The sequence below is a fragment of the Nocardia sp. A7 genome, assembly GCF_046549215.1.
In the GTDB taxonomy this organism is placed as follows: domain Bacteria; phylum Actinomycetota; class Actinomycetes; order Mycobacteriales; family Mycobacteriaceae; genus Nocardia.
This window is the reverse complement of the sequence record NZ_JAJPWE010000005.1, coordinates 350,486-364,551: the sequence shown is the minus strand read 5'-3', so window position 1 is coordinate 364,551 and position 14,066 is coordinate 350,486. Positions and strand designations below refer to the sequence as shown.

Genomic DNA, 14,066 nt, shown 5'->3' with positions numbered 1-14,066 from the left:
ACTATTCGGCGTTGCCCTTGCCGTGGAAGTGGCCCTTCGAGGCGTAGATTCGACATCGCTGCTGGTCGTGAGATTTCCTCGACGAAGGGATCGCCGTCATGAGCATGTCGCCTCGATATCGTGGATACCCCAGAGCATGCGCGGTGCTCGCGGTCGTGCTCGCGGTCGCCACGGGCGGCTGCACCGCGGAGGAGAAATCCGCAGGCGCACCCTCCTCGCCGGTCGAGAGCGCCGAAGCGACGAAGATCGCCGATATCGTGCGCGCTGAGATGACCGAACTCGACCTCAGTTCCGCGGTCTACGGCGCGTGGCGGGGCGAGGAGCGAATCGCCCTCGGCGCACTTGGCGGATCGCCGCTCGGTGTGGCAGCAACAGCAGACATGCGGTTGCGGGTGGGCCAGCCGATGGAACCCATGCTGTCCACGGTCCTGTGGCGACTCGACGGCCAGGGCGTGCTGAAACTCGACGAACCCATCGCCCGGTGGCTGCCCGATTTCCCGCGCGCCGACAAGATCACCCCGCGGATGCTCGCCGACAGCACGTCCGGCATCTCCGACTATGTGACCGAGCCGGAGTTCCTGAAGATCTTCGGCGAGAACCCGATTCGCGAATGGACCGCAGCGCAACTGCTCGAGCGTGCCAACGCCCGCCCGCCGGTGTTCGAGCCGGGCACCAGCTTCGGTTACGCCCACAGCGATCTGGTGGTCCTCGGCGAAGTCCTGCAGAAGGCCGCGGGCAAGCCGCTGGGCGAGCTGATCGCCGAACACATCACCGAGCCACTCGGCATGCGCGACAGCGAAGTGGTACTCGACCCACAGATGGACGAACCGATCCTGCACGGCTACACCAACGAACGAAAATTCTTCGAAGACTCCACCTTCTGGAACCCGACCGCCTTCCTGCACAGCGGCAACATGAACTCCACCGTCGCCGACGTCGGCCGTTGGGTCCGCGCCCTCGGCACGGGCGAACGACTCACCCGCGAGCAGTTCGAGCAGATGATGGGCCCGTCCACCGCGGGTCTCGGCCCCTTCACCACCGAGAAGTACTTCGCCTTCGGCGTGGTCCATCTCGCCGACTGGCTGTTCATGAACCCGTCCTACGGCGGTTACGACGGAGTCGCCTTCTACGACACCAAAACTGAGACGACCGTCGTCGTCTACGCCACGCTCGGCCCGACCTCCGACTCCGACCAGAACAACGCCGTCGGCATCGGCACGAAGATCAGCACGCTCCTGGTCCCCGACCGCCCACCCGCGGTTCCCTGAGCAGTCCAGCCGTCAGTTCGTCGGGGCGGGCGGTGGGGTGTCGACGCCGAGGCCCTTCTGCGATGCCGCGGTCCGGATCGCGTCGACGAGGAGCAGCAACGCGGCCCGTCGCGCGGTATTGGTGCGGTAGGCCAGCGACACCGTCCGGGTGAGTCCGTCGCCGAGTTCGACGACGTCCACGCCCGGCGGTCGCAGTGCCAGACCGAGATCCGACACCAGCGTCACGCCGAGACCGGCCGCGGTCATCGCCATCGCGGTCGCCTGCTCTTCCACTTCGTGGTCGATCCGTGGTGTGATCCCGACGGACTGGAACGCCAGCCGAGCCGCCTGCCCGAAATGCGACCGGGCGGGGGACAGGATCCACGGGTGCTCGGACAGTTCGGCGAGCGTCACGCTGGTCGTCGGCACCGCGCCGGCGGGGACCGCGGCGTAGAGTCGCTCGACCGCGATCACCGTGCGTTCGAGGCCACCGTCCCATGACATCGGATAGTTCGAGTAGTCGAGGACGAAGGACAGGTCGAGGGCGCCGTCGCGGACCGCGGCCGCGGTCGACTCCGGCGCGAGTTCCCGTGTGCGCACCCGGATTCCCGGATGGGTTCGGGCCAGCGTCGTGAGCGCGTCGGGCAGCAGACCGGAGGCCACCGACGCCCACACTCCGGCGGTGATCTTCGCTGAGAGCGACTCTCCCGCCCCCTCCAGTGCCTGGGTCGCGCGCTCGACCGAGGCGAGGATTTCCTCGGCGTGCTCGGCGAGGACGACCCCGAGATCGGTGAGCTGCACCCGGCGCCCCCGGCGCTCGATCAGCCGGGTGCCGGTATCGCGTTCCAGTTGCGCGAGCTGCTGTGAGACCGCCGACGCGGTGTAGTGCATGGCCGCCGCGGCCGCGGTGATCGTGCCGCGCCGGTGCAGCTCACGCAACATGCGCAGACGGGTCAGCGACAGATCCATGACATCGACCCTAAGCGCTGTGCAGCATCACTGAACACTGCCGTGAACGAACTGTAAATAGACGCGGTGGCAGGGGTGCCCGCACGCTGGTTACACCAGGCACACGTGATCAGCCGGGGACGACGAGGTCCGGACCGGCGTTCGGCGAGAACGGTGTCGACGGGCGAGAACAATGAGTAGGTGGTGCGCGATGACGATTATCCAGAACCCCGGTGATACCCCGCAGGTGACCGCGCAAACCCTGCCGCCGATTCCGCCGGCCCTCGCCCCCACCCCCGCGGTCCGCCGCAGCGAACCGTATCTGCGCCTGCTGTGGACGGATTCGGTGACCGGCGCGGTCGGCTACCTGGTCGTGCACACCCTGCGCGGAGGTTTGGCGACCGGCGGCACCCGGATGCGTGCCGGTTGCACCCTGAGCGAGGTCGAGGATCTGGCCAGCGGCATGGCCGACAAGACCGCCACCTTCGACCTGCCGGTCGGCGGCGCGAAGGGCGGGATCGACTTCGACCCCAAGGACCCGCGTGCCGTCGAGGTGCTGGAACGGTTCTGCGAGGCCATGCGCCCGTGGATCGACCAGCACTGGGTGACCGCGGAGGATCTCGGTGTCCCGCAGCACCTGATCGACGCGGTCTTCGACAAGCTCGGCCTCGGTCAGAGCTACCACGCCGCGATCCGTCGCGCCGACGACCCGGCCGCGACCCTGGTGCGGGTCCGCAAGGGGCTGAACGCCGCGGTCGAGGGCGGATTCCTGCTCGGCGATGTGATCGGTGGCTACGGGGTCGCGCACGCCTGCCTCGCCGCCGCGGTCTCGTGGGGCCGGGTACCCGCCGCGACGACCGTCGCGATCCAGGGCATCGGAACCATGGGCGGGGCGGCGGCCTACTACCTGCACGAGGCGGGCATGAAGGTCACCACCGTGGCCGATGCCGCGGGAACCCTGTATTGCGCTGACGGACTGGACATTCCGGCGCTGCTCGACCTGCGCGACGGTTACGGTGAGATCGACCGCACCCGACTGCCCGAGGGCATCGAGCAGTTGCCGCGTACGGCGGTGATCGCCGCCGACGTCGATATCCTTGTCCCGGCGGCGATTTCCTACGCGATCAACCCGGACAACTCGTTCGACGTCCGGGCCCGGATCGTAGTCGAGGCCGCGAACGCCGCCACCACACCGGAGGCCGAGGCGATGCTGGCCGCGCGCGGCATCGCGGTGCTGCCCGACTTCGTCGCCAACGCGGGGGCCGTGGCCTGGGCGTGGTGGCTGCTGCTCGGACAGGTCGACGACATCCCGGAGAACTCGTTCGACCGACTCCGCACCATCATGCACAGCAAGGTCGCGCAATTGCTGGCCGCGTGGACCGACCACGGCGTCACCCCGCGCGACACGGGCCACCGCTGGGCCGACGACCCGGCCCCGATCATGGGCCCGGTCATCATCTCCTGATCGCGCGGTGGTCGATTCCCCTCGATGGCAATGGAACACGTTCTAGAATTCGGGCATGGACCTCATTGCGATCGAGGAGATCAAGCGCCTCAAATACCGCTACTTCCGCACGCTGGACCTCAAGCAGTGGGACGAATTCGGCGACTGTCTGGCCGAGGACATCAAGGCTCGGTACGGCACCCATGCGATGAAGGAGCCGCTGCATTACGACAGCCGCGAGAGCGTCGTGAAATTCATGTCCGAGAATCTCGGGTCGGGGATCATCACGGTGCACATCGCCAACCATCCGGAGATCGACGTGGACGGTATGGTGGCGCGCGGCTCGTGGGCCTTCGAGGACACCGTGATCGTGCCGGACTACAGCGTGCGCATCCAGGGCGGCGGCTATTACCTCGACGAGTACCGCAAAGACCCCGACGGGAAATGGCGGATCGCGGCCACCGGGTACGAGCGCATCTACGAGGAGCGGACCTCGCTGGCGGACACGCCCAGCTTCACGCTGATCGCGAATCGCTGGGACCCGACCCTGCAGCACTGAGCCACTATCCCCATCCGCGTCGTGTCGCGGGCATATCGGCGTTGCCAGTCGCTTCGGGCACCACGCCCAGCACCTGGTGGATCCCGAGGCCACCGTCCTCGAAACCCAGCGCGGAGGCGGCCATATAGAGCCGCCAGATTCGCGCGCGCCCTTCGCCGACGAGTGAAATCGCCTGTTCCCCAGCATTTTCGAGATTCGCGACCCACTGGCGAAGCGTGCGCGCGTAGTGCTCGCGCAGGGCCTCGACGTCGCGGACCTCGAATCCGGCGCGTTGCATGGCAAGGACGACTTCACCCACGTCGACGAGTTCGCCGTCCGGGAAGACATAGCGCCCGATGAAGGAACGACGGCCCATGACGGAGCCGCCCGGCGAGGAGATGGCGTGGTTGAGCAGCCGTCCGCGGGGGCGCAGCAGTGCGCGCAGGGTGTCGAAGTACTCGGCGGCGCGGCCGGAGCCGACGTGTTCGAACATGCCGATCGAGGAGATGGCGTCGAACTGTTCGCCGCGCAGGTCCCGGTAATCGGCGAGCCTGATCTCGACACTGCCCGACAGCCCCGCGTCGGCGACTCGTCGGCGAGCGAGCTCGACCTGCGCACTGCTGATCGTGACGCCGACGACCTGGGCCCCATAGGTCGACGCCGCGTGCATCGCCATCGAACCCCAGCCGCAGCCCACATCGAGCAGGCGCATACCCGACTGCTCGGCCAGGCCCAATTTGCGGCAGATCAGGTCGTGCTTGGCGCGCTGGGCGGTCTCCAATGAGCCGTCGTCGTCCGGCACGAACCGCGCGCAGGAGTAGGTCATGCTCGGTCCGAGTACCAGCCGATAGAAATCGTTGCTGACGTCGTAGTGATGACTGATCGCCGCCGCATCACGCCGTTTGGTGTGCAGCGGCCCGCGCCGCGGTCGGGCCTCCTCCGGTGGTCGTGGCGGGCGGCGACCCAGCGCCCCGAGCTGTCGCGCCGCCCCGATGGCCTCCCTGGCCGCACCCAGACCGAGGCGCGCGTCGTTGGGTGCGGTCGACTGGAGTGCTCGCAGCATCGTGAAGATATCGCCGTCGAGATCGACCGCGCCGGAGACGTAGGCCCGCGCCACGCCGAGTTCGCCAGGCGCCCAGACCAGGTGGCGCAGCGCATCCTCGGATCGCACGCGCATCGTGCCGCGGCTTTCACCCTCGGGTCGGATCGTGCTGCCGTCCCAGAACTCGAACCCCACCACAGGGCGTGGGCCCAAGGAGGCGCGCAGCAGAGGTTCGAACGCGGCAGCGATGGTGGCCGGGTTTCCCATCAGACCACTATGGCCCGTGTCGCGCTGTTGGCGTGGCAACGACGCGGCGTCATCCGGGCGTAGCGTCTAGCGATATGGCCGCGAGAACCAAGCACACACCTGCCTCGGTCGGTACGAGGCAGCTGGTGGCCGCGTGCCGCACCGAGATTCCGGTGCTGACCAGGCAGTTGATCGCCGCGATCTTCACCGATATCCCGGAGTGGACGGACTATTCGCCGGTCAGCCGCGAGGATCTGCACACCGCGTGTTGCCGCTATCTGACCAGGGTGCTCGATCTCGTCGCGGGCGATGTGACCGGCTCGGATCACGACGGTGTCGCCGCCGCCATCGGCCGCAATCGTGCGGCGCAGGGCGTGCCACTCGAGGCCATGCTGCGGACGTTCCGGCTAGGCGGTCAGATCGTGTGGGAGGCACTGCTCGACAAGGCGGGCGAACTTCCGCCCGGCGAGGTCCGCGGGATCGGGGTGGCTACCTGGTCGGCCATCGACGGGATGTCGTCGGAGCTGGTCACCTCCTATCGCAGCACCGAACTGGAGCAGGTCCGTCGCGACGAGCGTCGGCGACATGGGTTGATCGAGGATCTGCTGGCGGGCAGCGCTCGCGACGCGACGTTTGCCGCGCGGGCGGCGCGCGAGTTGAATCTGCCCGCCCAGGGCGGGTACCTGGTGGTCGCGGTGCGCGGAGACCGACCGCACGTGGAGATCGGTACCGAGACAGCGTTGGCGGCCTTGGGTATTCGGTCTGTCTGGCACGACCGCGTCGACACCATGGTGGGGCTGGTCTCGCTCGAGCAGCGCAACGGCTCCGCGGTGCTCGATCAGGTACGCAGTCGGATCCGGGGCCGGGCAGCGGCGTCACCCGTCGTGCAGGGACTGGCGCAGATCGAGACGGGTCATGCGCTGGCGATGCTCGGCCTGGAGACCTTACCCGCGGCGGCGCGGGGTGTGGTGTCGTTGGAAGAGCGCTACCCCGAAGCCCTGTTGCTTCGCTCTCCCGACCTGACCGCGCTGATGGTCGCTCGTACGCTCGGCCCCGTGCTTGACCTGCCCGCGAAGGAGCAGGAGATCTTGTTGCGGACGCTGTCGATCTGGCTGGCGGAGAACTGTTCGGCCGCCAATGCCGCGCCACGCCTGCACTGCCATCGCAACACCGTGATCAACCGACTCCAGCGGATCTCCGCCCTGTTGGGTCGGCGACTGGAGGGACAGCGGGCCTACCTGGAGCTTTCCCTCGCCTTGGCCGCGCTGGAATTGGGTGTGCGCAAACCCGGCTGAGTGCCGGATCCGCGATGACCGACTGGGCGCTGCGCCCATTTCTGGGCCCCGGATTCTGGGCTGTTGGTGGATTGTTTGTGCATTTGTGGACCGCGAGACTCGACAGATGATCCAAGCCACAACCGTGGATGGGTTGATCGTCGAGCTGAGGAGCACCACGAGTGCCGGAATTCGATCTAATGGTGATCGGTGGTGGACCGGGCGGATACGTGGCCGCCATCCGCGCCGCGCAACGCGGCCTGCAGGTCTGCGTTGTGGAGAAGGAGCGCCCTGGCGGTGTGTGTCTGAACTGGGGTTGCATCCCCACCAAGGCGATGCTGCGCTCGGCCGAGGTCTTCCAGACTCTCACCACCGCAGCGGAATTCGGTGTGCACGCCGACAATGTGCGCTACGACTTCGCCGCCGTGCGGCAACGCAAAGACGGCATCGTCAAGGAGTTGACCGACGGGGTCGCCGGCCTGTTGAAGGCCAACGGGGTCACGGTGATCGAGGGTCACGCACGGTTCGTCGAGCCGACCGTCGTGGAGGTGCACGAGGTCGGCGCGTCGCCGATCTTCGACGGTGGCCCCCGCTACGCCGCCGCGGCGGGGGCGGCGATGCGCCGGGTGAGCGCCCGCGATGTGATCGTCGCGACCGGTTCCGTGCCCGCGCGGCTGCCGATCCCGGGCGCGGAGTTGCCCGGGGTCGTCACCTCCGATGGCGCGTTCGGCCTGACCGAGGTGCCGCGACGGTTGGTGGTGATCGGTGGCAGCGCGGTCGGGGCGGAATGGGCCAGCCTGTTCGCCACCTTCGGCAGTCAGGTCACGGTCGTGGAGATGCAGGATCGCCTGGTTCCGTTGGAGGACAAGGAGATCGGCGACGCGCTCGGCCGCTCGTTCCGCAAGCGGGGCATCACCGTTCTCACCGGCGCTACGGTCACCGCGATCACCGAGGGCGACGCGCTGCGGGTGTCGGTCGGCGGTTCGACGGCAGCCGACCTCGACGCCGACGTGGTGCTCGTCGGAGTCGGACGCCGTCCGAACACGGCCGACCTCGGCCTCGAGGTGGCCGGAATCGCCACGGACGCACGCGGTTTCATCGAGGTCGACGACCGACTGCGGACCGGGGTCGAGCACGTGTACGCCATCGGCGACGTGACCGGACGGGCCCTGCTCGCCCACGTCGCCTCCCACCAGGGCATCACCGCGGCCGAGGTGATCGCCGGGCACGACGCCCACATCGACTACGCGGTGATCCCGGCCGCCACGTTCACCCACCCGGAGATCGCGAGCGTCGGTCTCACCGAAGACGCCGCCCGCGCGGCAGGCCACGAGGTGATCACCGCCAAGTTCCCGTTCGCTGCGCTGGGCCGGGCCAAGACCTTCGGCGAGACCGAAGGGTTCATCAAAATCGTTGCGGGGCAGGCGCATCAGGAAGTGCTCGGCGTGCACATCATCGGCCCGTCGGCCAGTGACCTGATCGCCGAGGGCGCGCTCGCGATCTCGCTGGAAGCCACGCTCGACGAGCTGGCCGACACCATTCACGCCCACCCCACTCTCGGCGAGATCGGCATGGAGGCGGCCATGGCCGGCCTCGGACTGCCGGTGCACATCGCGCCACGCAAGCGTTGAGGAGCTCGACATGACCACGACCACCGCGCGGCGAAAGCCCACCCGCACACCGACGAAGACCGTCCTGTCGGACGTCGAATCCGCTGTCGCGGCCGAAGATCCGGAGACCCTGCGTGGTCTCTACCGCGACATGCTGTTCATCCGGCGCTTCGAAGAGCGCACCGCGCAGAGCTACCAGCAGGCCAAGATCGGCGGCTACTGCCACCTCAACCTCGGCGAAGAAGCCACCGTCGTCGGCCTCGGTGCCGCGATGCGCCCCACCGACTACCTGTTCACCAACTACCGCGAACACGGATACGCGCTGGCCAAGGGCATCGAACCGGGTCGGGTGATGGCCGAGCTCTACGGCCGCTCCACCGGCACCTCGAAGGGGTGGGGTGGCTCGATGCATATGTACGACACCGCGACTCGCCTGCTCGGCGGCTACGCCATCGTGGGCGGACAGGTTCCGCTGGCGATCGGCGCGGCGCTGGCCATCGACTACAAAGACGGCGACGACGTGGTGGTGTGCCAGATGGGGGAGGGCACCACCAATATCGGCGCGTTCCACGAGTCGCTCAATATCGCGGCGCTGTGGCGGCTGCCGGTGGTGTTCCTGGTGATCAACAACCAGACCGGCATGGGTACCACGGTCGAGAAGTCCTCGGCCGAACCCGATCTGTGGAAGCGCGCCGCCTCCTATCGCATGCGGGGGGAGCGGGTCGACGGAACCGACGTGCTGGCCATGCGCGAGGTGGCGAGTGAGCTCATCGAGGACGCCCGCCGAGAAGGCAAACCCGCACTGCTCGAAGCGGTGAGCTACCGGCTCAAGGGCCACTCGGTGGTCGACCCGGCCAAGTACCGCAGCACCGACACGGTCGCCACGGTTCGGGAGCACGATCCGATCGTGCTGTGGCAGCAGCGATTGCTCGCCGCCGGTGTGCTGACCGAAGCGTCGCTGGGCGATCTCGAGCGCGAGGTGGCCGACGGTGTCGCCGCCGCCGTCGAATTCGCCGATTCGAGCCCGCATCCGGAGCCGTCGAGCCTGTTCGACTACACCTACGCCACCCCCGTGCCGGGCGATTCCCGCCGTCTGCCCGCCGATCCGCTCTTCACCCACTGAGGACGTCCACTGTGCCTGTCATGACCTATCGCGAAGCGCTGCGCGAAACCCTGCGCGAGGAGATGCGACGCGATGACGACGTATTCCTGATCGGTGAGGAGATCGGCGTCTTCGAAGGCTCCTACAAGATCACCGCCGGTCTACTCGACGAATTCGGTGAGAAGCGGGTGCGCGACACCCCCATCGCCGAGGAGGGTTTCGTCGGTGCGGCCATCGGTGCCGCGATGCTCGGTCTGCGCCCGGTGGTGGAGATCATGACGATCAACTTCTCGCTGCTGGCGCTGGATCAGATCGTCAACCACGCCGCGAAGATCTACGGCATGTTCGGCGGGCAGACCAGCGTGCCCATCGTGATCCGGACACCGGGTGGCGGTGGTCAGCAACTCGGGGCGACGCATTCGCAGAACATCGAGCTGTACTACGCCTTCGTGCCCGGCCTGAAGGTCGTGGCCCCCAGCACGCCCGCCGACGCGCGGGCACTGCTCAAGGCCGCGATCGCCGATGACGATCCGGTGTTGTTCCTGGAGAATCTGTCGCTCTACAACACCAAGGGCGAAGTGCCCGAGGATCTTCCACCCGCCCAGATCGGCAAAGCCGCGGTCACCCGCGAAGGGACCGACATCACGCTGATCGGCTACTCCCGCATGGCCACCATCGCCACCCAGGTCGCCGAACGCCTTGCGGGCGAAGGTATTTCGGTCGAGGTGATCGACCTGCGCAGTCTGCGTCCGCTGGACCGCGACACCATCATCACCTCCGTCCGCAAGACCGGGTGCGCGGTGATCGGTGAGGACGACTGGCTCACCTACGGTATCGGCGCGGAAATCGCGGCATCGATCTCCGACGGCGCGTTCGACTATCTCGACGCTCCCGTGCGCCGCGTCGCCATGGCCGAGGTTCCGCTGCCGTACGCCAAGCCGTTGGAGAAGCTCGCGTTGCCGTCCGCGGAATCGCTCTACACCGCGGTGACCGAAACCCTGGCGGCCGTCGGCCGGCGGCGCTGAGAACCAGGAACAGGACGGACCCAAGTCATGCCCGAAATTGTCATGCCCCGGCTCTCCGACACGATGGAGGACGGCGTCGTCTCCGCCTGGCTCAAGCAGGTCGGCGACCAGATCACCCGCGGCGAGATCGTCGCCGAAATCGAGACCGACAAAGCGCTCATGGAGCTCGAAGCCTACGACGACGGGGTTCTCGAAAGGATCATCGCCGAGCCGGGCGTTCGTGTCCCGATCGGTGAACCCATCGCGATCGTCGGCGACGGCACCACATCGACCACCGCTACTGCCATGACGCCATCGAGTGTCGCGGCGTCCGCCGCGGACTCGACAGCCCAAAACGATGGCCCGCAACGTGATTCGCCGAGTGCGACCGTCACGGGCGCGCCCCGGACCGGCGTGGTCAAGTCCTCGCCGCTCGCCCGCAAGATCGCCCGCGAATTGCAGGTCGACATGGACGCTGTCGTCGGCACCGGCCCCGGCGGGCGGGTTACGAAACGCGACGTGGAGGTAGCACACAGCGCGGGCGCTGCCGCGGTCATCGCGCCGACGACGGCGGCACCGGATACGAGTGTGGTTGCCGTGCCGCATGTTCCCGCATCGGAGGACTTCGAAGAGGTCGCGCTGACCAATATTCAGCGCGTCTCGGCGATTCGGCTCACCGAGAGCAAGCAGCAGGCACCACACTTCTACGTGACCAGCGCGATCGATGTGACCGAGTTGTTCGCGTTCCGGGCGCGGATCAACGCGACGCTGGACGCGGCGGGCGACGGCAAGGTCAGTGTGAACGATCTGCTCGTCAAAGCGGTCGCCGTCGCGCTGGGCAAACAACGCTCGATCAACGTCAGCTTCGCGGGCGACAAGCTGTTGCGCCACAAGGGAATCCACATCGGTATCGCGGTGGCGACCCCGGTCGGACTGCTCGTCCCGGTGATCCGCGACGCGGACCGCAAGAGCGTGTCCGAGATCGCGACCGAGAGCCGTGACAAGGCGAGCCGCGGCCGCGACCGCAAGCTGCGCGCGGAGGAGATGTCGGGCGGCACCTTCACCATCTCCAACCTCGGCATGTTCGGCATCGAGCAGTTCACCGCGGTCATCAACTCGCCCGAATCCGCGATCCTCGCCGTCGGAGCGGCGGCCGACGAACTACGCCTCGACAACGACGAAGTGGTCGCCCGCAAGATCCTGCGGGTAACCCTGTCCGCGGACCACCGGGCCATCGACGGCGCGGTGGCGGCTCAATTCCTGGCGACCCTGAAGGAGCTCGTCGAAAACCCACTGCGGATCGTGGCGTAATCGGGGGCGGTCACTCCCGCTCCTTCGCCATGGACAACAGCAATTCGAGCGCGTACCGGGTGGATCGCTCGACCACCTCGGCGGGGTCGCCGTCGAATCGGCGGTGAATCGCCCGCGCCCGGCTGCGTGACACCACGCAGAACCACACCGAACCGACGGGCTCACCGTCCTGCGGTTCGGGGCCGCCGACGCCGGTGGTGGCGACGGCGAAGTCCGCGTCCATCAGCGATCGCACACCCTGCGCCATCGCCGTCGCCGCGACCTCGGACACCACCGGCACGGCGGGAACGTTCAGCACATGCTGTTTGACCTCGGTGGCGTAGGCGACGACCCCGCCGCGAAACCACACCGCGGAATTCGGTGCGGCGCCCAAGGCCGCGGCGACGTTGCCTGCCGTCAACGATTCGGCGACGGCTACCGTCACGCCGCGTCGTTCGGCGAGCTCGGCGAGCTGTTCCGCGACCGTGGTCTCGTTCGCCATGATCACGGCCGAAGTTCCTGGGCCTTGGTCTTCACGCCCTGGACCAGCAGATGCCACGCGCCCGGGTCGCCTTGGAGTACGGCGCGACCGAGGTCCTTGATCTGCTCGGTGGTCGCGTGCGGCGGGATGGGCGGCACCTCGGGATCGCAGTGGATGTCGAGCAGGACGGGTCGGTCCGCGGCCAGCGCGCGATCCCACGCGGGCCGGATGCCGTCGGAGGTGTCGACGGTGATCGCCTCGATGCCGGTGCAGCGCGCGATCTCGGCATAGGAGATGTCCGGAAGTGTCTGCGACTCCTCGAATTTCGGCGCGCCACCCATGCCGCGCAGTTCCCAGGTGACCTGATTGAGGTCGTTGTTGTGGAAGACACAGACGATCAGTCGTCGGTCGGCCCACAGGTGCTGGTAACGCTGGATGGTGATCAGCTCGTTGAGGCCGTTCATCTGCATCGCACCGTCACCGACCAGCGCGATCACCGGACGGCCCGGGTGCGCGAACTTCGCGCCGATGGCATAGGGAACACCGGCGCCCATGCTGGCCAGCGTGCCCGACAGCGAGCCGCGCATCGGGGGTCGCATGCGCAGGCAGCGGGCGTACCAGTTGGTGGACGAGCCCGAATCCGCGGTGATGATCGCGTTGTCCGGCACGCATTGCGACAGTTCCCACACCACCCGCATCGGGTTGGCGGGTTCGGCGTCGAGCATGGATTGGCGTTCGAGTGTCTGCCACCAGTTGCGCACGTTCGCTTCGACGGTGTCGCGCCAGGAGCGGTCATCCTGACGTTTCAGCAGCGGGATCAGTTCGCGCAGTGTGGCTTTCGCGTCACCGACGAGGTTCACCTCGGTCGGGTAGCGCATCCCGATCGCGGCGCCGTCGTAGTCGATCTGCACGGCCCGTGCCTGGTCCAGTTCGGGCAGGAACTGGCTGTAGGGGAAGTTCGAGCCGACGATCAGCAAGGTGTCGCAGTCGCGCATCAGCTCGTAGCTCGCACGGGTGCCCAACAGGCCGATCGCGCCGGTGACGAACGGCAGGTCGTCGGACAGCACGTCCTTGCCCAGCAGAGCCTTGGCGATCCCCGCACCGGTCAGCTCGGCTACCTCGAGTACCTCATCGGCCGCAACGCGCGCTCCCTGACCGATGAGCACGGCGAGCTTGGTTCCGGCGTTGATCACCTCCGCCGCTCGCCGCACCTCCGCGCGCGCCGGGACCGGGGTGCTCCACGAAATGCTCGGCGGACTGGACGGCACCTCTTTGAAAGCATGCGTGGGTGGCTCGTACGGCTCCTCTTGCAGATCCGCCGGAATGATCACCGCGGTCGGTGCGCGGCGGGTCAGGGCGGTGCGGATCGCCCGATCGAGCGCGTTGGGCAGCTGGTTGGCGACATTGACCTCGACGAGGTAGTCCGACGCCACGTCCTTGAACAGTGACTGCAGGTCCACCTCCTGCTGGTAGCTGCCGCCCATCGCGCTGCGGGCGGTCTGGCCGACGATGGCGACCACCGGCACATGATCGAGCTTGGCGTCGTAGAGGCCGTTGAGCAGGTGAATCGCGCCCGGTCCCGAGGTGGCCATGCACACGCCGACCTCGCCACTGAACTTCGCGTAACCCGTGGCTTGGAAAGCGGACATCTCCTCGTGTCTGCTCTGCACGAAGCGCGGGGAGTTCTCGGCTCGGCCGAACGCGGCGATCAAGCCGTTGATGCCGTCACCGGGGTATCCGAACACCTGCTTGACGTCCCACTCCCGCAACCGCTGGAGGACGAAGTCCGCCACCTGCATCGACATGGTTTCCTCTCTTCGGATCCCTACGTCTCGACGGC

General features: G+C 67.6%; 12 protein-coding genes. 8 read left to right on the top strand and 4 right to left on the bottom strand.

Translation table 11 applies throughout. The annotated features are described in order from the left end of the window. The first annotated feature begins 98 nt into the window (after positions 1–98). Positions 99–1,268 (top strand): serine hydrolase domain-containing protein, encoded by a 1,170-nt coding sequence (locus tag ACLJPD_RS27230; protein ID WP_410875974.1) that lies wholly within the window; start codon positions 99–101, stop codon positions 1,266–1,268. Positions 1,269–1,280: 12 nt separating this feature from the next. On the opposite strand, the gene ACLJPD_RS27225 is transcribed toward ACLJPD_RS27230, so the two are convergent. Then, positions 1,281–2,216, bottom strand: coding sequence for a LysR substrate-binding domain-containing protein (locus ACLJPD_RS27225; RefSeq protein ID WP_410875973.1), 936 nt, complete (start codon positions 2,214–2,216; stop codon positions 1,281–1,283). Positions 2,217–2,406: 190 nt separating this feature from the next. Here ACLJPD_RS27225 and ACLJPD_RS27220 point away from each other — a divergent pair, with 190 nt between their 5' ends. Together ACLJPD_RS27220 and ACLJPD_RS27215 are read left to right on the top strand one after the other, a co-directional pair. After that, a complete protein-coding gene (locus ACLJPD_RS27220; protein ID WP_410875971.1) occupies positions 2,407–3,660 on the top strand; it encodes a Glu/Leu/Phe/Val dehydrogenase dimerization domain-containing protein in 1,254 nt (417 codons plus the stop codon). Positions 3,661–3,715: 55 nt separating this feature from the next. Next, positions 3,716–4,198: a nuclear transport factor 2 family protein gene (locus ACLJPD_RS27215; protein WP_410875969.1), complete on the top strand. Its 483-nt coding sequence runs from the start codon at positions 3,716–3,718 to the stop codon at positions 4,196–4,198. A 4-nt stretch (positions 4,199–4,202) separates the two neighbouring features. Here ACLJPD_RS27215 and ACLJPD_RS27210 read toward each other — a convergent pair whose 3' ends face one another. Continuing rightward, complete coding sequence (locus tag ACLJPD_RS27210) at positions 4,203–5,486, bottom strand: class I SAM-dependent methyltransferase (protein ID WP_410875967.1); 1,284 nt, start codon at positions 5,484–5,486, stop codon at positions 4,203–4,205. A 74-nt stretch (positions 5,487–5,560) separates the two neighbouring features. Between ACLJPD_RS27210 and ACLJPD_RS27205 the strand changes: the two genes are divergently transcribed. From ACLJPD_RS27205 to ACLJPD_RS27185, 5 genes are all read left to right on the top strand, one after another. Beyond that, the gene (locus ACLJPD_RS27205; RefSeq protein WP_410875965.1) at positions 5,561–6,760 is read left to right on the top strand and encodes a PucR family transcriptional regulator; all 1,200 of its coding nucleotides are present in this window, start codon (positions 5,561–5,563) and stop codon (positions 6,758–6,760) included. A gap of 161 nt (positions 6,761–6,921) precedes the next feature. Continuing rightward, on the top strand, positions 6,922–8,370 hold the full coding sequence (lpdA, locus tag ACLJPD_RS27200; protein WP_410875963.1) for a dihydrolipoyl dehydrogenase: 1,449 nt from the start codon (positions 6,922–6,924) through the stop codon (positions 8,368–8,370). Between the two features lie 10 nt (positions 8,371–8,380). Next, complete coding sequence (gene pdhA / locus ACLJPD_RS27195) at positions 8,381–9,472, top strand: pyruvate dehydrogenase (acetyl-transferring) E1 component subunit alpha (RefSeq protein ID WP_410875962.1); 1,092 nt, start codon at positions 8,381–8,383, stop codon at positions 9,470–9,472. A gap of 20 nt (positions 9,473–9,492) precedes the next feature. Further along, entirely contained in the window at positions 9,493–10,476 is a 984-nt protein-coding gene (locus ACLJPD_RS27190) for an alpha-ketoacid dehydrogenase subunit beta (protein WP_410875960.1), read from the top strand. A gap of 27 nt (positions 10,477–10,503) precedes the next feature. Next, complete coding sequence (locus tag ACLJPD_RS27185; protein WP_410875958.1) at positions 10,504–11,766, top strand: dihydrolipoamide acetyltransferase family protein; 1,263 nt, start codon at positions 10,504–10,506, stop codon at positions 11,764–11,766. Between the two features lie 10 nt (positions 11,767–11,776). Here ACLJPD_RS27185 and ACLJPD_RS27180 read toward each other — a convergent pair whose 3' ends face one another. Together ACLJPD_RS27180 and ACLJPD_RS27175 are read right to left on the bottom strand one after the other, a co-directional pair. Further along, positions 11,777–12,247, bottom strand: a complete 471-nt coding sequence (locus ACLJPD_RS27180) for a CinA family protein (protein WP_410875956.1) — start codon at positions 12,245–12,247, stop codon at positions 11,777–11,779. Positions 12,248–12,249: 2 nt separating this feature from the next. Continuing rightward, positions 12,250–14,031, bottom strand: coding sequence for a thiamine pyrophosphate-requiring protein (locus tag ACLJPD_RS27175; RefSeq protein ID WP_410875954.1), 1,782 nt, complete (start codon positions 14,029–14,031; stop codon positions 12,250–12,252). Positions 14,032–14,066 lie beyond the last annotated feature (35 nt).

Excerpts from the sequence above, each read along its gene's own strand:
- ACLJPD_RS27230 (WP_410875974.1), top strand. The coding sequence starts at position 99 with ATGAGCATGTCGCCTCGATATCGTGGATACCCCAGAGCATGCGCGGTG.
- ACLJPD_RS27225 (WP_410875973.1), bottom strand. The coding sequence starts at position 2,216 with ATGGATCTGTCGCTGACCCGTCTGCGCATGTTGCGTGAGCTGCACCGG.
- ACLJPD_RS27220 (WP_410875971.1), top strand. The coding sequence starts at position 2,407 with ATGACGATTATCCAGAACCCCGGTGATACCCCGCAGGTGACCGCGCAA.
- ACLJPD_RS27215 (WP_410875969.1), top strand. The coding sequence starts at position 3,716 with ATGGACCTCATTGCGATCGAGGAGATCAAGCGCCTCAAATACCGCTAC.
- ACLJPD_RS27210 (WP_410875967.1), bottom strand. The coding sequence starts at position 5,486 with ATGGGAAACCCGGCCACCATCGCTGCCGCGTTCGAACCTCTGCTGCGC.
- ACLJPD_RS27205 (WP_410875965.1), top strand. The coding sequence starts at position 5,561 with ATGGCCGCGAGAACCAAGCACACACCTGCCTCGGTCGGTACGAGGCAG.
- pdhA (WP_410875962.1), top strand. The coding sequence starts at position 8,381 with ATGACCACGACCACCGCGCGGCGAAAGCCCACCCGCACACCGACGAAG.
- ACLJPD_RS27190 (WP_410875960.1), top strand. The coding sequence starts at position 9,493 with ATGACCTATCGCGAAGCGCTGCGCGAAACCCTGCGCGAGGAGATGCGA.
- ACLJPD_RS27185 (WP_410875958.1), top strand. The coding sequence starts at position 10,504 with ATGCCCGAAATTGTCATGCCCCGGCTCTCCGACACGATGGAGGACGGC.
- ACLJPD_RS27180 (WP_410875956.1), bottom strand. The coding sequence starts at position 12,247 with ATGGCGAACGAGACCACGGTCGCGGAACAGCTCGCCGAGCTCGCCGAA.
- ACLJPD_RS27175 (WP_410875954.1), bottom strand. The coding sequence starts at position 14,031 with ATGTCGATGCAGGTGGCGGACTTCGTCCTCCAGCGGTTGCGGGAGTGG.